We start from the raw sequence: 18,575 nt of genomic DNA on the forward strand, positions 1-18,575 counted from the left end.
GGATTAAGGTTACATAATGAGATACAATAAGAACGCTATTCTCGGCGGCCTTATGGCCCTCTCTGTCGCCGCTGCACCGGCATACGCAGCGGTGTCCTCAAGTCAGGCGGCGCGCCTCGGAAATGAGCTTACGCCTTTCGGTTCCCCGAAGGCCGGCAACGATGCCGGCACCATTCCGGCCTGGGATGGTGGTATCACCGAGCCCCCGGCCAGCTACGACGGCAGTGGCGATCACCACCCTAATCCTTTCCCGGATGATGAGGTGCTGTTCACCATCAATGCCAGTAATGCCGACCAGTATTCCGAGCACCTGACGGACGGCCTCAAGGCCATGCTGGAGACCTATCCAACCACGTTCCGGATACCGGTCTACAAGACTCGCCGGACCCATTCCGTGCCGGACTGGGTTGAAGCCAACACCCGTGACAACGCCACCAGTGCCGAAATTGTCGGTGAAAGTGCAGGCATCGACGGCGCCTTTGGCGGTTATCCGTTCCCGATTCTAAGCGGTAACGATGAACAGAAAGCCTGGCAGGTCATCTGGAACCATCTGACCCGCTGGCGCGGTGTTTCCCTGACCCGTCGCGCGAGTGAAGTGGCGGTGCAACAAAACGGCGATTACACCCTGGTGACGTCGCAGCAGGAAGCCTTCTTCAACTTCTACAACCCGGAAGGTGGTGAAGATTCCCTGGACAACGTCATCTTCTACTACCTGTCGTTTACCCAGTCTCCCCCCCGACTGGCCGGCGGTGCGATTCTGGTACACGAAACCATGAACCAGATCATCAATCCCCGGAACGGTTGGGGCTACAACGCGGGTCAGCGCCGCGTGCGTCGCGCACCGAACCTCGGTTATGATTCCCCCATCGCGGCGGCTGATAACCTTCGTACCGCGGATGACACCGACATCTTTAATGGTGCCATGGATCGTTACAACTGGACCTACGAAGGTAAGCGCGAAATCTATATTCCGTACAACAACTACGAGATTGCTCAGAAAGGCGTGTCCTACTCCGACATTCTCGCGATGGCGCACCTGAACCCTGATCTGATGCGTTGGGAGTTGCATCGGGTTCACGTTGTGACTGCAACCCTGAAGGACGGCGAGCGGCACATCTATGCCAAGCGGCGCTTTTACGTTGACGAAGACAGCTGGAACACAGCCCTTCTTGACCAGTACGACGGCCGTGGAGAGTTGTGGCGCGTGAGCATGGGTGTGCTCAAGAATTATTACGAATTGCCGGGTGTATGGACTACTCTGGAAGCATTCCACGACCTACAGGCCCGTCGCTACCACGTTCAGGGTCTGGATACGGAAGAACCGAATACCCGGGTATTCAGTGATGACGTACCGAACAAGCGGTATTTCTCGCCGGCATCTCTGCGCCGCCGAAGCGTCCGCTAAGCTACAGACAATCAGGAGTTTCCCGCGCCCGAAGGAATAGGCGCTTGGTATACCGGCATCCGAAAGGTTGCCGGTATCTTTACAGTTAGAGCCGGAATGACCGGTCAGAGACACACGTAAAAACAACCTATAGGCAATCCGAATGGCTACAAGCTTTATGTGTAAAACCCTGGGCGCTGCTTGCCTTGGGCTTTCCATGGCCTGTGCGTCCCCCGTTGCATTTGCGCTGGCGGACGTTATCGAAACACCAGCGCGTCCAACCGACCTGGCTCCCGAAAACCTTCTGAACGATGTCGAGCGCGCCGGCGACCGCATTGTGGCGATTGGTGAGCGTGGCCATATCATTTATTCCGATGATGAGGGTGACAGCTGGACCCAGGCAGAGGTTCCGGTCTCTGTCACGCTGACCGGGGTTGATTTCGGTAGCGATACCCACGGCTGGGCGGTTGGTCACAGCGGTGTGGTACTTCATTCGGATGATGCCGGAGAAACCTGGGAGCTTCAGCTTACCGGCATCCGGGCGGCTGAACTGGCGATTGAGAGCCAGGAAGAGGCCATTGCGACCATGGAAGAGCGAGTGGAAGCGGCACCCGAGGATGAAAAAGCCGACCTCGAATGGGCGCTGGACGATCTCTACTTTGCACTCGAGAACATGCAGGCAGATCTCGACATTGGGCCGGTCAATCCGTTTCTGGATGTCTGGTTTGCGGATGACACGAACGGTTTCGTGATCGGTGCCTACGGCATGTTCTTCCATACCGAGGATGGCGGTGAGACCTGGCAGGACTGGTCGCCAAAACTTGATAACGCCCAGAATTTCCACCTGAATGCCGTTACCAGAATCGGTGGCGGTGCGATGGTCATTGTCGGCGAAGCTGGTCAGATTCATGTCTCTATTGACGGCGGCCAGAGCTGGGAGCGTCGCGAAGGCCCGTATCCTGGATCCCTGTTTGGCGTTATTGGTACCGGACGGGTGAATGAAATCCTGGCGTTTGGTCTGCGCGGGACGCTCATGTACTCAACGGATCTTGGCAAGTCCTGGTCCATGGTCAGTACTGGTTCGACTGCAACTCTGAATGACGGGTTTGCCGAGGATTCCCGAATTGTACTGGTCGGCAACAGTGGTGCGGTTCTTACCAGCGGTAACGGAGGCGATACCTTCCGGGAGTACCTGCGCGACGACCGACAGGGAGTCATGAGTGTGGTGCCGATTTCGGGTACCAACCTGCTGCTGGTTGGTGAAGGTGGTGTGAAAACGACCGATGCCAAAGGCAAAAACCTTCAATAACGCCCTGACGTGGCAACAACCGAACAGAAAAATAGAGGGGCTTTTGAATGTCTAACCCTAAGCATGATAAGGGCGAACATTACCTGACAACGCCAAAGGCGGAACCGTTCCTGGAACGCCTTATTTTTAACAACCGTGCGGTCATCCTGATCGCCTTTTTGCTGTTGACCATTTTTCTGGGCTACAACGCGGCCAGAATTCAGCCAGATGCCAGTTTTGAGCGGATGATCCCGCTTGAGCACCCGTACATCATCAACATGCTCGATCACCGGGATGACCTCCAGAACCTCGGCAACTTTGTCCGTATTGCCGTTGAGGTGGAAGAAGGCGATATCTTCAGCGCCGAGTACATGGAGACCCTCAAACAGATCACTGATGAGGTGTTCTATCTGGACGGCGTTGACCGTTCGGGGCTCAAATCCATGTGGACGTCCAACGTCCGCTGGGTAGAGGTGACCGAGCAGGGGTTCCAAGGCGGTACTGTCATTCCCGATAACTATGACGGCTCTGAGACCAGCCTGGAACAGCTGCGCCAGAACGCGTTGCGTTCCAACGAAGTGGGGCGTCTGATCGCGGACAACTTCAAGTCCACCATCGTGTACGCGCCGCTCTACGAGAAGAATCCGGAAACCGGCCAGCCGCTCGACTATGGGGAGTTTTCCCGTCAGCTCGAGGAAAAGATTCGTCAGAAGTACGAAGCGCAAAACCCGAACGTCGAGATTCACATTGTCGGCTTTGCCAAGAAAGTGGGCGACCTGATTGAGGGCATCGGGTCAATCGCCTGGTTTGCGGGCATCACCATTGTGCTGACCACACTGCTGCTGTTCTGGTACTCCCGCTCCATCACCGGCACGCTGGTACCGGTGTTCACGTCGATTATCGCGGTGTTCTGGCAGCTTGGCGCACTGCGCCTGCTTGGGTATGGCCTGGATCCGTATTCGGTTCTGGTTCCTTTCCTGGTGTTTGCAATCGGGATCAGTCACGGGGTTCAGATCGTAAATGCCATGGCGGTAGAGGCGGCCAAAGGCTTTGATTCTGTTACCGCTGCGCGCCTGGCATTCCGTGCCTTGTACATTCCGGGCATGCTGGCGCTGATTTCCGACGCCTTCGGCTTCCTGACGCTGTTCTTCATTGAAATTGATGTGATCCGGGATCTGGCTGTCGCAGCCGGTATCGGTGTTGCCTTCGTCATCATCACTAACCTGGTGTTGCACGTCCTGATCATGTCCTACGTCGGCATTTCCAAGGGCGGTGTCCGTCATGTCCAGAACCACGGCGAAAAACAGGATCGCAAGTGGCGGGTCCTGTCGTATTTCTCCCATCCTGGCGTGGCCCCCATCTCACTGCTGATCGCGGTGATTGGTCTTGGGCTTGGCCTTTACTACAAGCAGGATCTGAAGGTAGGTGACCTGGATCGCGGTGCGCCCGAGTTGCGTGCAGATTCCCGCTACAACAAGGACAATGCCTTCATCATTGATAACTATTCCACCAGTGCCGATGTACTCGTGGTGATGGTGAAAACGCCGGTTGAGCAGTGCACCCAGCATGATGTGCTGCGAGCCATGGACAGCCTCCAGTGGGAGTTGCAGAACACACCGGGCGTTCAGTCCTCCGCGTCATTGGCGGACGTCTCCAAGATCGTGACCAAGGCGTTGAACGAAGGTAACTGGAAGTGGTTCGAGATTTCCCGTAACCAGACCATCATCAATGCGTCTATCCGGAACGCCCCCTCGGGCCTGATCAACACCGACTGCAGTCTCACGCCGGTGCTGGTGTTCCTGGAGGATCACAAGGCTGAAACGCTCCAGACCGTGGTAGAACGGGTGGAGGAGTTTGCGTCCAACAACAGCAACGAGGACCACACCTTCTTGCTGGCAGCGGGCAATGCGGGCGTTGAGGCGGCCACCAATGAGGTCATTTCCAGCGCCAAAGACAAGATGCTGATCATGGTCTACGGTGTGGTGAGTTTGCTGTGTCTGCTCACGTTCCGCTCTGTTCGCGCCGTGCTGTGTATCGTTGTCCCGCTGGGGCTGACCTCAGTCCTGTGTGAGGCGATCATGGCGGTGTCCGGTATCGGTATCAAGGTTGCGACCCTGCCGGTGATTGCTCTGGGTGTCGGTATTGGTGTGGACTACGGTATCTACATCTACAGCAAGCTTGAGAAGTTCCTGCTGGAAGGGAAGACCCTCCAGGATGCGTACTTCGAGACCCTGCGCTCAACCGGTAAGGCGGTAATGTTCACCGGTGTAACCCTGGGTCTCGGCGTAGTGACCTGGATTTTCTCGCCGATCAAGTTCCAGGCCGATATGGGCTTCCTGCTGTTCTTCATGTTCCTCTGGAACATGGTGGGAGCTATCTGGCTGTTGCCGGCCCTGGCGCGCTTCCTGCTGCGCCCGGACCGCATGCTGGCCAAGGCCCGCGCCTCGAAATAAGCCTTTCGGGGACCTGCAAAAAAGCCCGCTCTGCGGGCTTTTTTGTTGTCTGGTCAAAAGGTTAGCCGGTAAAGTCGCACTTTATTTCTAATCTGAACTGGTCTATGTTCTAAGACGAACCACAAGCTTGTCTCCAGGAAACGACGGGCTTTTTACGACAACTATCAGAAGAAGGAAGAACTCACATGACACTGAAACTAAAGGTATCCGCGCTCGCCGCTGCCGCTGCAGTCAGCTTTGGCGCCGCGTCAACTTCTGTGTCGGCTCAAGAGCAGCGTTTTGTGACCATTGGCACGGGTGGTGTGACAGGCGTTTATTATCCGGCAGGTGGTGCGATCTGCCGTCTGGTCAATATGGACCGGAAAGAACACGGTATTCGATGTTCAGTCGAGAGCACCGGTGGCTCAGTATACAACCTGAACGCGATTCGTCAGGGTGAGCTGGATCTCGCGGTGGCCCAATCAGACTGGCAGTACCATGCCTACAACGGCACCAGCCAGTTCGAGGACGACGGTGCCAACAAGGACTTGCGTGCGGTCTTTTCCCTGCACCCGGAGCCATTCACCGTGGTTGCCAGCAAGGGTTCCGGAATCACCACCTTTGAGGATCTCGAAGGCAAGCGGGTTTCTGTGGGTAACCCCGGTTCTGGTCAGCGCGCCACCGCCGAGGTGCTGATGGATGAAATGGGCTGGACCATGGACAAATTCTCCCTGGCAGCCGAGCTCAAGGCTGCCGAACAGTCCCAGGCTCTGTGCGATGGCAACATCGATGCGTTTTTCTACACCGTCGGCCATCCTTCCGGCTCGATCAAAGAGGCGACCACCTCCTGTGACAGCGTTCTGGTCAACGTTGAGAACGATGCCACCGCGAAGCTGATTTCCGACAACCCGTATTACCGCGAAGCCACCATTCCGGGCGGCATGTACCGTGGTAGTGACGAAGATGTGACCACCTTCGGTGTGGCGGCCACGTTCGTATCGTCCACCGACGTGCCGGACGAGGTCGTTTATGAAGTGGTCAAGGCGGTGTTCGAGAACTTTGACAGCTTCAAGCGTCTGCACCCGGCCTTCGCCAACCTGCAGAAAGAGGAAATGGTATCCGATGCTTTGAGTGCGCCCCTGCACCCAGGCGCTGCGAAGTACTACAAGGAAGCTGGTCTGATCGACTGATCGATAACCGTTCCTGTATGGCTGCTGGTGATCCCTGCCAGCGGCCATCACTGACCCTCCCGTTTTCCTCCGACAGGATTCAGCTATGAGCAATAGCGACCCGAGAGCCGGGAATGATGTCGACAAGCAGAAGGTCGAGGAGTTTCTTCAGACCGAATCCGGTGGAAGAGCCACGACTGGCACAGCTGCTGTTATTCTTTTTGTCGTCCCTCTGCTCTGGTCTCTTTTTCAGCTATGGATAGCATCACCGCTACCGTACATTTTCGAAATCGGCGTCTTTAATTCCACGGAGTCGCGTTCGATTCACCTGGCTTTTGCCGCGTTTTTGGCTTTTGCCGCCTTTCCGATGATTCGCGGCAAGCACGCCAACCATGTCCCGATTTACGACTGGATTCTTGCGCTTGCGGCGGCGTTTGCTGCGTCGTATCTCTATATCTTCTACGATCAGCTCGCGACGCGCCCAGGCGCACCCAATACCCAGGATATGGTCGTTGCCCTGGGCGGGCTTGTTCTGCTACTTGAGGCCACGCGGCGTTCGCTGGGTCTGCCCCTTACCATCGTTGCCGGGGTCTTCATTATTTACTCCCTCGCCGGCCCCTATATGCCCGACGTTATTTCCCATAAGGGTGCAAGCCTGAGCAAGCTGGCGTCACACCAGTGGCTTGGTACTGAAGGGGTGTTTGGCGTTGCGCTGGGGGTTTCAACCAGCTTCGTCTTTCTGTTTGTCCTGTTTGGCGCCTTGCTTGAGCGCGCCGGGGCAGGGAACTATTTCATCAAGGTGGCATATGCGCTACTTGGTCATATGCGCGGGGGGCCGGCCAAGGCCGCGGTGGTATCCAGTGGCCTCAGTGGGGTGATTTCCGGCTCTTCCATTGCCAACGTGGTGACCACTGGCACCTTTACCATTCCGCTGATGAAGCGGGTGGGTTTCCCGGCTACGAAGGCCGGTGCCGTCGAAGTTGCTGCCTCCACCAACGGTCAGCTGACTCCGCCCATCATGGGCGCCGCCGCGTTTCTGATGGTCGAGTACGTGGGTATTTCCTACCTCGAAGTCATCAAGCACGCGATTCTGCCCGCGATGATTTCCTACGTGGCTCTCATCTATATCGTCCATCTCGAGGCCTGCAAGCTCAACATGAAGGGTATCGAGCGCCTCGATCGGCCCACGCTGGCCCAGCGCATGCTCAACTGGGTCGTGATACTGCTGGGGCTGAGCATCCTTACGCTTGTTGTGTATTACGGCATCGGTTGGATGAAAGACTGGTTGGGTGGCGCCGCCATGTGGGTGCTCGCACCCTTGCTGCTGGCGGTCTACGTTGGTCTGGTTGGCTATGCAACCCGTTTCCCCGCGCTGGAGGAGGATGATCCCGAGAAGGCGATGGACGAATTGCCGCCAGTTGGCCCCACGGTTAAGACCGGGCTCTATTTTCTGTTGCCGGTGGTGGTTCTGGTCTGGTGTCTGACCGTTGAGCGGTTTTCTCCGCAGTTGTCTGCATTCTGGGCAACCGTGTTCATGATCTTCATTGTCATTACCCAGGGCCCGCTGAAGGCGTTTTTCCACAAGCGTGGCAACTATGGCGCACAGCTGAAGCAGGGGGGCATCGACCTGGCCCATTCGCTGGTGACCGGCGCTCGCAACATGGTGGGAATCGGGGTGGCAACCGCCACCGCGGGCATTGTCGTGGGTACCGTTACCCTGACCGGCATCGGGCTTGTAATGACCCAGTTTGTGGAGTTCATTTCCGGCGGTAACCTGCTGCTGATGCTGATCTTCACTGCCATCATCAGTCTGATTCTGGGGATGGGGTTGCCGACAACGGCCAACTACATAGTGGTGTCGACCCTGATGGCGCCGGTTATTGTTACATTGGGCGCGGAAAACGGCCTGCTGGTGCCGCTTATCGCGGTGCACCTGTTCGTATTCTATTTCGGGATACTGGCGGACGATACGCCGCCCGTGGGGTTGGCCGCGTACGCCGCGGCCGCGATTTCGGGGGCCGATCCGATACGAACGGGTGTGCAGGGTTTCACCTACGATATCCGGACCGCCATCCTGCCGTTCATGTTCATCTTCAATACCCAGTTGTTGCTGATCGGGCTGACGGGTTGGTTTGACTTGCTGGTGACGATCTTCAGCGCCGTAACGGCGATGCTGGTGTTCTCGGCGGCCACCCAGGGTTTCTGGTTCACCAAGACCCGCTGGTGGGAGACTATTCTGTTGCTGCTGATCACGTTCACGCTGTTCCGGCCCGGTTTCTGGTGGGACATGGTCTATCCGCCGACCGAGAACCGTCCCGGGGCGGAAGTCCTTGAATACGTCGATGAGGTGCCGGCAGGCGAGCCCATCATCGTCCAGGCTTCCGGGATGTCCATCGATGGCGAGGAGGTGTCGAAATACCTCAGACTGCCCCTACCTGAGGCGGAGACACCGGCCCAGCGACTGGCCGAGGCGGGGCTGGAAGTGTCGCCCCAGGGTGAGCAGATGGTTGTCGACTTCGTCAGCTTTGGCAGTATCGCGGAGCAGGCGGGTATCAGCTTCGGTTGGAGCATAGACGCGGTGCAGGTTCAGAAAGAACGTCCGCCGAAGGAGCTGATGTTTATTCCGGCCCTGATACTGCTGGCGCTACTCGCCTTCGGGCAGCTTCGACGGCGGGCCCGCGAGGGAGCACAGCCGAAGTCGGCCTGACGCTGTTTAAGCCAGTCTGATCCGTAAAAACCCGGCATTAACCTGCCGGGTTTTTTTCTGTTAGACTCGCGGTCGAATCGGCCCGCGGTTTGTGTCGTGGAACGCCGTCATCACGTGATCTCTGGTATAGATCACCGCTGAGTAACCAACTGGAGTTTTTTCATGCCCGTCGTAACCTTGCCGGATGGCAGCCATCGCAGTTTTGCAGAACCCGTATCCGTTCATGACGTCGCCGCCGACATTGGCGCTGGTCTGGCCAAGGCCGCACTGGCCGGCCGAGTGAATGGCAAGCTGGTAGACACCAGCTACCGCATTGAAGACGACACCGATCTCGCGATCATCACTGATCGTGACGAGGACGGCGTCGATATCATCCGTCACTCAACGGCCCATCTTCTGGCAATGGCAGTGAAAGAGCTGTTCCCTTCGGCGCAGGTAACCATTGGCCCTGTCGTCGATAACGGCTTTTATTACGACTTCAAATTCGATCGCCCGTTTACCAACGAGGATCTGGAGCGGATCGAAAAACGCATGGAAGAACTGTCCAAGCAGGATATTCCGGTTTCCCGTTCCGTGCTGTCCCGGGATGAGGCGGTGAAGCTGTTCGACGAAATGGGCGAAGAGTATAAAGTCCGTATCATCGAGGACATTCCGGGCAACGAGGACCTTTCCTTCTACCGCCAGGGTGATTTCATTGACCTGTGCCGGGGCCCGCATGTGCCCAGCACCGGCAAGCTCAAGGCGTTCAAGCTGACCAAGGTGGCGGGTGCGTACTGGCGCGGCGATACCAGCAATGAGCAACTGCAGCGCGTCTACGGGACCGCCTGGGGCAACAAGAAGGACCTCAAGGCCTATCTGCACCGCCTGGAGGAGGCCGAGAAGCGTGATCACCGCAAGATTGGCAAAAAGCTGAACCTGTTCCATATGCAGGAAGAGGCCCCCGGCATGGTGTTCTGGCATCCCGACGGCTGGTCGGTTTACCAGGAGATCGAACAGTACATGCGGGACATGCTGCACAGGCATGGCTACCAGGAGATCAAGACGCCCCAAGTGGTTTCCCGTGCCCTGTGGGAGAAGTCCGGTCACTGGGACAAGTTCCACGACGACATGTTTACCACCGAGTCGGAGAAGCACGACTACGCCATCAAGCCAATGAACTGTCCGTGTCATATCCAGGTCTTCAATCAGGGTCTGAAAAGTTACAAGGATTTGCCGTTGCGGCTGGCGGAGTTTGGGTCGTGTCACCGGAACGAAGCGTCCGGCGCACTGCATGGTCTGATGCGGGTGCGTGGCTTTACCCAGGACGATGCGCATATTTTCTGTGAAGAAGATGCGATTCAGGAAGAGGTGTCCCGCTTCATTGATCTGCTGCACGATGTTTACAAGGATTTCGGCTTCGATCAGATCCTGTACAAGCTCTCGACCCGCCCGGAGAAGCGCGTTGGGTCCGACGAAGTATGGGACAAGTCCGAGGCTGCACTGGAAGAAGCCCTGAACCGGGAGGGTGTTGACTGGGAGCTACTGCCAGGTGAGGGTGCTTTCTATGGCCCGAAAATCGAATTTTCGCTGAAAGACTGCATCGGTCGGGTCTGGCAATGCGGTACCATTCAGGTAGATTTTTCAATGCCGGGCCGTCTCGGCGCACAGTATGTCGCCGATAATTCCGAGCGCAAAACACCAGTCATGCTGCATCGGGCGGTACTCGGCTCGTTTGAGCGTTTCATCGGTATTCTGATCGAAGAATACGAAGGCGCGTTCCCGACCTGGCTGGCGCCGACCCAGGTTGCCATACTCAATATCACCGATAATCAGCGTGAATATTGTCAGAATCTGGCGAAAAAGTTGGATTCTTTGGGCTATAGGGTTAATGCTGACTTGAGAAACGAGAAGATCGGCTTTAAAATCCGCGAGCATACTCTTAACAAGGTTCCCTATCTTGTCGTTGTCGGCGACAAAGAAATCGACAACAACGCCGTTGCGGTGAGAACCCGTAAAGGCGAAGATTTGGGGACACTATCGCTTGAAGCGTTTGAGCAGCTTTTACAGGAAGATGTTGAACGCAAGGGCAAAACAAAGACGGAGATCTAATTATTAAACAGCGAGCGAATCGGGGTGGGCGTACACCAAAGGCGCCGATCAATGAGAATATTGACGCAACCGAAGTCCGACTGATTGACGCAGAAGGCAATCAGGTCGGTGTAGTACCAATTGAGGATGCCTTAAAGCAAGCGGAAGAGGCATCGCTTGACCTGGTCCAGGTTACGGATTCCGATCCGATCGTCTGTAAGATAATGGACTACGGCAAGAAAATCTTCGACGAGAAGAAGGCCAAGGCGGCTGCCAAGAAGAAACAGAAGCAGACGCAGGTCAAAGAGCTTAAGTTCCGACCAGGAACTGAAGAAGGGGATTATCAGGTCAAACTACGCAACCTGGTACGTTTCCTTGAAAACGGGGACCGCGGCAAAATCACTATTCGCTTCCGTGGGCGTGAGATGGCACACCAGGAAATTGGTATGAAGCTCATGTCCCGCATCGAGACGGATATTGAGGAGCTTGCAACGGTTGAGATGCGGCCGAAAATGGAAGGCCGGCAGATGACCATGATTGTGGCGCCCCGAAAAAAGAAGTGAACCTGATCGGGTGATGATCCCCCGCGCTTGCGGGGGATTTGTCGTTCAGGGGCACATTTGTTGTTCTTAAAAATAGAATGCGGAGTTTTAAAAAATGCCTAAGATGAAAACCAAAAGCGGAGCCACGAAACGGTTCAAGAAAACCGCCACTGGCTTCAAGCACAAGCAGTCCTTCACCAGTCATATCTTGACCAAGAAGAGCCCCAAGCGTAAGCGTCAGCTCCGTGGTACCAAGCTGATTGCCAAGTCTGATGTGGCTTCCATCAAGCGTATGACCGCGGGCTAAACAGCACGCGAATCATTCCTGCAAAGGTTTATTAAGGTAGAAGGATTAAGATATGGCTCGTGTAAAACGTGGTGTGGTTGCACGCCGTCGTCACAAAAAGATTCTCAATCAGGCCAAAGGTTACTACGGTGCTCGTAGCCGTGTATTCCGTGTAGCCAAGCAAGCGGTTATCAAGGCCGGTCAGTATGCTTACCGTGACCGTCGTAACCGTAAGCGTGCTTTCCGCGCTCTGTGGATTGCTCGTATTAACGCTGGTGCCCGCGCTAACGGACTGTCCTACAGCCGTCTGATCGCTGGCCTGAAAAAGGCTAACGTTGAAATCGATCGCAAGGTTCTGGCCGATCTGGCCATGAACGAGCAGCAGGCGTTTGCCGCTGTTGTCGAGAAAGCCAAAGCGTCCCTGTGATCGCTTAAGCTCTTCATCGATTGCTGATCGATCCGGGCGTCTCATGTCATCATGAAGGCGCCTTCTGATAGGGGAAGGGCACGCTCTTCCCCTATTTTTGTTTTAAGAATTCGTATTAGTACTCCCATTTCTGGTTTGGAGCAGGGTCAATGGAAAACCTGGAGCAACTGGTTCAGGACGGTTTGGCTGCGGTGGAAAAAGCCGACAGCCTGCAGGCGCTTGATCAAATTCGTGTTGAGTACCTCGGCAAAAAGGGTGAGATTACCCAGCAGGCAAAGACACTGGGCAAGCTTTCCGCCGAAGAGCGTCCCGCTGCAGGCCAGAAAATTAATGAAGCCAAGGGTCAGGTAGAGCAGGCGATCAATGCCCGGCGCGCCGATCTTGAACGAGCGGCAATTGAGGAGAAACTCGCGAGTGAATCCATCGATGTCACGCTGCCAGGCCGCGGCCAGGACCTTGGCGGTCTGCACCCGGTGACCCGCACCCTCGAACGTATCGAACAGTTCTTTGCCCGCGCCGGCTACACGGTCGAGCAGGGCCCCGAAATCGAAGACGATTACCATAACTTCGAGGCGCTCAACATTCCCGGGCACCATCCAGCTCGTGCCATGCACGACACCTTCTATTTCAATCCCGGCACTTTATTGCGCACCCATACTTCTCCTGTTCAGATTCGCACCATGGAGGCTGGCAAGCCGCCATTCCGGATGATCTGTCCGGGGCGGGTGTACCGCTGCGATTCTGATATGACCCATACCCCCATGTTTCACCAGGTTGAGGGGTTGCTGGTTGAGAAAGACGTTAGCTTCGCGGACCTCAAGAGCACCGTGGAAGAGTTTTTAAGGGTGTTTTTCGAGCGCGATCTGAAGGTGCGGTTCCGGCCCTCCTATTTCCCGTTCACCGAGCCGTCTGCGGAGGTGGATATCGAGTGGGGTCGGGAGGCCGATGGCAGCATCAAGTGGCTGGAAGTCATGGGGTGCGGCATGGTTCATCCCAAAGTATTCGAGCATTGCGGTATCGATGCCGAGGAATACCGTGGTTTTGCGTTCGGTCTTGGCGTTGAGCGCCTGGCCATGCTCCGCTACGGCGTAAACGACCTGCGGATGTTCTTTGAGAACGACCTGCGCTTCCTGCGCCAGTTCCGCTAATCCGACGTTTCACGGCATTCAAATCAACAGGCGAAACCGCATCAGGACTACAAGGCAATAACCATGAAATTCAGTGAACAGTGGCTGCGCGAATGGGTAAATCCGGCAATCGGAACCCAGGAATTGATGGACCAGATCACCATGGCCGGTCTGGAAGTGGATGGTTTCGAACCGGTCGCAGGTCAGTTCAGCGGCGTCATTGTCGGTGAGGTGAAATCGGTTGAACCACACCCGGATGCCGACAAGTTGCGGGTGTGCCAGGTAAGTGATGGCAAGCAGACCGTCCAGGTGGTCTGTGGTGCACCCAACGTGCGAGACGGCCTCAAGGTGCCGTTTGCCGTGGTTGGCGCGGTACTGCCGGGCGACTTCAAGATCAAAAAGGCGAAACTGCGCGGTCAGCCGTCCGAGGGCATGCTGTGTTCTGAATCCGAGCTGGGGCTTTCGGAGAGCCATGATGGCTTGATGGAGTTGCCGGCAGAGGCTCCGGTCGGTCAGGACGTTGCCGAGTACCTCAAACTCAATGACGTGACGATCGATGTGGATCTGACGCCCAATCGAAGCGACTGCCTCTCAATCAAGGGGATTGCCCGCGAGGTGGGCGTTCTGAACAGCATGGTGGTCGAGGGGCCGGAGGTTAAGCCAGTCGAGGCGGTGCACTCGGAGGTTGCGGATATCCGGGTCGAGGCGGCGGCCGGTTGCCCTCGCTATCTCGGGCGTGTTCTGCGCAATGTAAACCTGAAGGCGGAGTCGCCCCTGTGGATGCAGGAGAAGCTGCGTCGCTCGGGTATTCGCTCCATCGACGCTGCGGTAGATGTTACCAACTACGTGATGCTCGAGCTGGGCCAGCCGATGCACGCGTTCGACCGGGAAGAGATTCACGGCGGCATTGTGGTTCGGATGGCAAGGGCCGGTGAGAAGCTGGTCTTGCTTGACGGTCAGGAGGTAGAGCTTAACGAGCAGACCCTGGTCATTGCCGACCATGAAAAGCCGGTTGCGATTGCCGGCGTAATGGGCGGGGAGCATTCCGGCGTCAGTGAAAAGACCAACGACCTGATTCTGGAATCCGCCTACTTCGACCCCATTACTCTGGCCGGCAAGGCCCGTCATTATGGTCTTCACACCGACGCTTCTCACCGGTTCGAGCGGGGTGTGGATTGCCGGCTGGCCCGCGAAGCCATGGAGCGTGCCACGCAGTTGCTCATGGATATTGTTGGCGGCGAGCCCGGTGAAATCATTGAAGTGGCCAGCGACCAGCATCTCCCTGAAGATCGGGTGGTTGATCTGCGCTCCGATCGTCTTTATGACGTTCTGGGCCTCGAGATTGACCGGACGACGGTTGAAGAGATCCTGAGTCGTCTCGGCCTCCATATCGACAAGCTCCTCAAGGCAGGATGGCGTATCAGTGTGCCCAGTTTCCGACCTGACATCTCCATTGAGGAAGATCTTATTGAGGAAGTGGGCCGGATCTACGGGTACAACAACCTGCCGGTAACCGAACCCACGGGATCTCTCGGCTTGCGTCAGCAGGATGAGGCTACTCGTCCGGTTTCAGCAATCCGTAATTTCTTCGTTGATAACGGCTATCAGGAGGCGATCACCTATAGCTTCGTGGATCCCAAGGTCCAGCAGCTGATTGATCCGGACCGCGAAGGCATTGCACTTGCCAATCCCATTTCCTCCGATCTTTCGGTGATGCGAACCAGCCTCTGGAGCGGTCTGCTCAAGACTGTTGCCCACAATCAGAACCGTCAGCAGGGGCGGATCCGCCTTTTCGAAACCGGTTTGCGGTTTGAGCAGGAAGGTGAGCGTATTGACCAGCAGCAGATGTTGGCTGGCGTGGTGGTCGGCGCCCAATATCCTGAAAACTGGGTAAACGGTCGCAGAACCGCTGATTTCTTTGATGTAAAAGGAGATCTGGAAAGCCTGTTTCGTCTGCTTGGTATCGAGATCCAGTTCGTAGGCAGTCAGCACCCGGCACTGCATCCGGGTCAGACCGCGGAATTGCTCCGAGATGGCGAGCATGTCGGCTGGTTGGGCACGTTGCACCCACAAGTTCAGAAAAATCTTGAACTTAATGGCACGATCTTGATGTTTGAGCTATTCTTGGATTCGATCGTCACTGGTTATGTGCCTAATTTCAAAGATATTTCGAAATTCCCGGAAGTTCGTCGGGATTTGGCTATCATTATCGGAAGCGATGTGGCGTTTGCGGACGTCGAGCGTGTGGCCAGAAAGCACGCTGGTGAACGACTGACAGCGTTGCGTGCATTTGATGTATACGAGGGTGAGAGTCTTGGCGAGGGGAACCGTAGCCTGGCGCTCAGTCTATTCTGGCAGCATCCGGAGCGCACGTTGACCGAGGACGAGGTTCATTCGCTCTTCAATGGTGTAATCGACGCATTGAACGAAGAGCTGGGGGCAACACTGAGGAGTTGAGAGATGGCGGCTTTGACGAAAGCGGAAATGGCAGAGCGGTTGTACGAGGAATTGGGCCTTAACAAACGCGAAGCCAAGGAAATGGTGGAAGCTTTTTTCGACGAGATCAGAGGCGCACTCAGCCACAACGAGCAGGTGAAGTTATCGGGCTTCGGCAACTTCGACCTGCGAGACAAGAAGCAGCGGCCGGGACGGAACCCGAAAACTGGTGAGGAAATTCCGATCAGTGCACGGCGTGTTGTTACGTTTCGCCCAGGACAAAAACTAAAGCAAAAAGTAGAAGCGTATGCTGGAACCCAGTCATAATAACGAACTTCCCGCGATTCCCGGGAAGCGTTATTTCACCATCGGTGAAGTAGCGGACCTATGCGCAGTCAAGGCACACGTACTGCGCTATTGGGAGCAGGAATTTCCACAGTTATCGCCGGTTAAGCGTCGCGGAAACCGCCGCTATTACCAGCGGGCTGACGTTATAACCATTCGTCAGATACGTAGCCTGCTTTACGACCAGGGCTACACCATCGGTGGTGCCAAGCAAAAGCTCAGCAGCCACGAGGTGAAGGACGACACCTCCCAGTACAAGCAGCTTATCCGGCAGATGATATCGGAGCTGGAAGATGTTCTGGACGTACTGAACGCGCCTGTGAAGTAACCGCAGCGCCGAGTAAAAAAGCCGAAGGGGTGGGTCTCTTCGGCTTTTTTTGTGCCTCGGGAATGGCGTTAGCTGAGCGATTACTTGAGTCCGTGGCGGGATTCTTTGGGAAGCAGAAACAAAAAAGGCAGGAGCTTTTCAGCTCCTGCCTTTTTCATGAATCTGGTCGGGACGGTAGGATTTGAACCTACGACCCCCTGCACCCCATGCAGGTGCGCTACCAAGCTGCGCTACGCCCCGATTCGCTGTTGGCCCCTGAGAAACTTGAGAGTTATCTCAGTGGCTTAGCGGGAGCGAAGTCTACACCAGCCTTTCAGAAAAATAAACAGGCTTTGAGGATTTCGCGTCCGGATTTTTAGCGGAGCTTGGTCTCTCTTAATTTGAGGATAAACTCGGGCGGATCGAAGGTGGCGGAGCTGGCGTTTGGCCAGTACTTGTCGAATACCATATGGCCAGTGTCACCCTCAAACAGGGCGCCTGGCTCGAGGTACGGGAACAGGTCCATGTAGGAATGGACTTCGGTCTTGGACAAACGGCGCACCACGTGTTCTGGTCCCAGCTCGGAGGGGTGGCGCAGACCGGAAGCCTCAAGCAGGTTCTGGAGCGCATCCAGTGTGTTCTTGTGGAAGTTGAAGACCCGTTGGCTTTTGAGTTCCACATCCAGTTTCTCGCCGCGTCGAGGGTCCTGGGTGGCGACGCCACTTGGGCAGCGGCCGGTATGGCAGTTCAGGGCCTGAATACAGCCGAGGGAAAACATGTAGCCGCGGGCAGAATTGCACCAGTCGGCCCCCAGGGCGAGTGTGCGGGCAATATTGAACGCGGACGTGATCTTGCCGGCGGCGCCAATGGCGATGTCGTCCCTGAGGCTTGTGCCTACCAGGGTGTTGTGCACCAGGAGGAGGGCTTCGGTCAGGGGCATGCCGAGTCTGTTGATAAACTCCAGAGGCGCGGCGCCAGTGCCCCCTTCGCCGCCGTCCACCACAATAAAGTCCGGCTTCCGGCCTGTTTCGAGCATCGCTTTTACGATGGCAAACCATTCCCAGGGGTGGCCAATGGCGAGCTTGAGGCCGACCGGTTTGCCGCCCGACAGGTCTCGAAGATGGTCCAGGAACTCGAGGAGTTCGAGGGGCGTGGAGAAGGCTGAATGGCTGGCCGGTGACACGCAGTCCTCGCCGACGGACACGCCTCGGGCTTCGGCTATTTCAGGGGTTACCTTGGCGCCGGGCAAGATGCCGCCATGCCCCGGTTTGGCTCCCTGAGAAAGTTTGACCTCTATCATTTTTACCTGGTCGAGGTTCGCGTTTTCCCGAAACATATCCTCGTTGAAAGAGCCATCCTTATGGCGACAGCCAAAATAGCCCGAGCCGATTTCCCAGACCAGGTCTCCACCTGGTTGCCGGTGGTAGCGCGAAATGGAGCCTTCTCCGGTGTCGTGGTAGAAGTCGCCAAGTTTGGCGCCAGTATTCAGGCTCAGGATGGCGTTTGCCGAGAGCGACCCGAAACTCATGGCCGAAATGTTGAAAACGCTTGCGCTGTAAGGCTTGGCACAATGTTTCCCAATCAGAATTCTGAAATTGCTATCACTGATTCTGGTGGGTTTGAGGGAATGATTCATCCATTCGAATCCCTCGTCGTACATGCCAAGCTGGGAACCGAAGGGCCGCTTGTCGAGCACGTTCTTGGCGCGCTGATACACGATGGTTCTCTGTTCCCGTGAAAAGGGGCGCTCCTCAGTATCGGACTGGATAAAGTACTGTCGGATCTCCGGCCCGATGGCTTCAAGCAGGTAACGGAAGTTGGCAAGAATAGGATAGTTGCGGCTAACCGTATGTTTTCTCTGGAGTAGATCATAGGTTCCCAGTGCCGCCAAAACCCCGAAAATGAACGCGAACAGGTAGCCGGCGCTGGTATAAAAACTTGCGATCAACGATGCGAAAAAGCCGGCAATGCTTAGTGCGTAAACGGTGTAGCGAACCGGAAAAGTCGTGGTTTTCTCCATAGATACCTCAAATGGGGCCAATGTGCCGAGATGGCGCG

14 protein-coding genes and 1 tRNA gene are annotated in these 18,575 nt (G+C 56.1%); 13 read left to right on the top strand and 2 right to left on the bottom strand.

The window, feature by feature from the left end; translation table 11 throughout:
• The first annotated feature begins 16 nt into the window (after positions 1-16).
• The 13 genes from KZO34_RS15380 (at position 17) to KZO34_RS15440 (ending at position 16,538) form a co-directional block, all read left to right on the top strand.
• Positions 17-1,405: a DUF1329 domain-containing protein gene (locus KZO34_RS15380; RefSeq protein WP_219477727.1), complete on the top strand. Its 1,389-nt coding sequence runs from the start codon at positions 17-19 to the stop codon at positions 1,403-1,405.
• Between the two features lie 142 nt (positions 1,406-1,547).
• Positions 1,548-2,693 (top strand): WD40/YVTN/BNR-like repeat-containing protein, encoded by a 1,146-nt coding sequence (locus tag KZO34_RS15385; RefSeq protein WP_257900440.1) that lies wholly within the window; start codon positions 1,548-1,550, stop codon positions 2,691-2,693.
• A gap of 47 nt (positions 2,694-2,740) precedes the next feature.
• Positions 2,741-5,125 (top strand): efflux RND transporter permease subunit, encoded by a 2,385-nt coding sequence (locus tag KZO34_RS15390; protein WP_219477728.1) that lies wholly within the window; start codon positions 2,741-2,743, stop codon positions 5,123-5,125.
• A 185-nt stretch (positions 5,126-5,310) separates the two neighbouring features.
• Entirely contained in the window at positions 5,311-6,294 is a 984-nt protein-coding gene (locus tag KZO34_RS15395) for a TAXI family TRAP transporter solute-binding subunit (protein ID WP_219477729.1), read from the top strand.
• Positions 6,295-6,379: 85 nt separating this feature from the next.
• Entirely contained in the window at positions 6,380-8,980 is a 2,601-nt protein-coding gene (locus KZO34_RS15400) for a TRAP transporter permease (protein WP_219477730.1), read from the top strand.
• Positions 8,981-9,142: 162 nt separating this feature from the next.
• Positions 9,143-11,068 (top strand): threonine--tRNA ligase, encoded by a 1,926-nt coding sequence (gene thrS / locus KZO34_RS15405; RefSeq protein ID WP_219477731.1) that lies wholly within the window; start codon positions 9,143-9,145, stop codon positions 11,066-11,068.
• Positions 11,069-11,070: 2 nt separating this feature from the next.
• Complete coding sequence (gene infC, locus KZO34_RS15410) at positions 11,071-11,610, top strand: translation initiation factor IF-3 (protein ID WP_219477853.1); 540 nt, start codon at positions 11,071-11,073, stop codon at positions 11,608-11,610.
• Between the two features lie 94 nt (positions 11,611-11,704).
• A complete protein-coding gene (rpmI, locus tag KZO34_RS15415) occupies positions 11,705-11,896 on the top strand; it encodes a 50S ribosomal protein L35 (protein WP_088828864.1) in 192 nt (63 codons plus the stop codon).
• Between the two features lie 52 nt (positions 11,897-11,948).
• Positions 11,949-12,302, top strand: coding sequence for a 50S ribosomal protein L20 (gene rplT / locus KZO34_RS15420; protein ID WP_008170485.1), 354 nt, complete (start codon positions 11,949-11,951; stop codon positions 12,300-12,302).
• A gap of 149 nt (positions 12,303-12,451) precedes the next feature.
• A complete protein-coding gene (gene pheS / locus KZO34_RS15425; protein ID WP_219477732.1) occupies positions 12,452-13,450 on the top strand; it encodes a phenylalanine--tRNA ligase subunit alpha in 999 nt (332 codons plus the stop codon).
• Positions 13,451-13,513: 63 nt separating this feature from the next.
• Positions 13,514-15,886, top strand: a complete 2,373-nt coding sequence (pheT, locus tag KZO34_RS15430; RefSeq protein WP_219477733.1) for a phenylalanine--tRNA ligase subunit beta — start codon at positions 13,514-13,516, stop codon at positions 15,884-15,886.
• Positions 15,887-15,889: 3 nt separating this feature from the next.
• Complete coding sequence (ihfA, locus tag KZO34_RS15435) at positions 15,890-16,192, top strand: integration host factor subunit alpha (protein ID WP_007151838.1); 303 nt, start codon at positions 15,890-15,892, stop codon at positions 16,190-16,192.
• Complete coding sequence (locus KZO34_RS15440) at positions 16,173-16,538, top strand: MerR family transcriptional regulator (RefSeq protein ID WP_219477734.1); 366 nt, start codon at positions 16,173-16,175, stop codon at positions 16,536-16,538. Before ihfA ends, KZO34_RS15440 begins: the two co-directional genes overlap by 20 nt.
• Before the next feature lie 163 nt (positions 16,539-16,701).
• Here the strand turns inward: KZO34_RS15440 and KZO34_RS15445 are convergent.
• Positions 16,702-16,778 (bottom strand) — tRNA-Pro (locus KZO34_RS15445).
• Between the two features lie 115 nt (positions 16,779-16,893).
• On the bottom strand, positions 16,894-18,537 hold the full coding sequence (locus KZO34_RS15450; protein WP_219477735.1) for an FMN-binding glutamate synthase family protein: 1,644 nt from the start codon (positions 18,535-18,537) through the stop codon (positions 16,894-16,896).
• Between the last annotated feature and the right edge of the window lie 38 nt (positions 18,538-18,575).

Origin of the sequence: Marinobacter sp. F4206 (assembly GCF_019392195.1) — a bacterium.
Lineage (GTDB): Bacteria > Pseudomonadota > Gammaproteobacteria > Pseudomonadales > Oleiphilaceae > Marinobacter.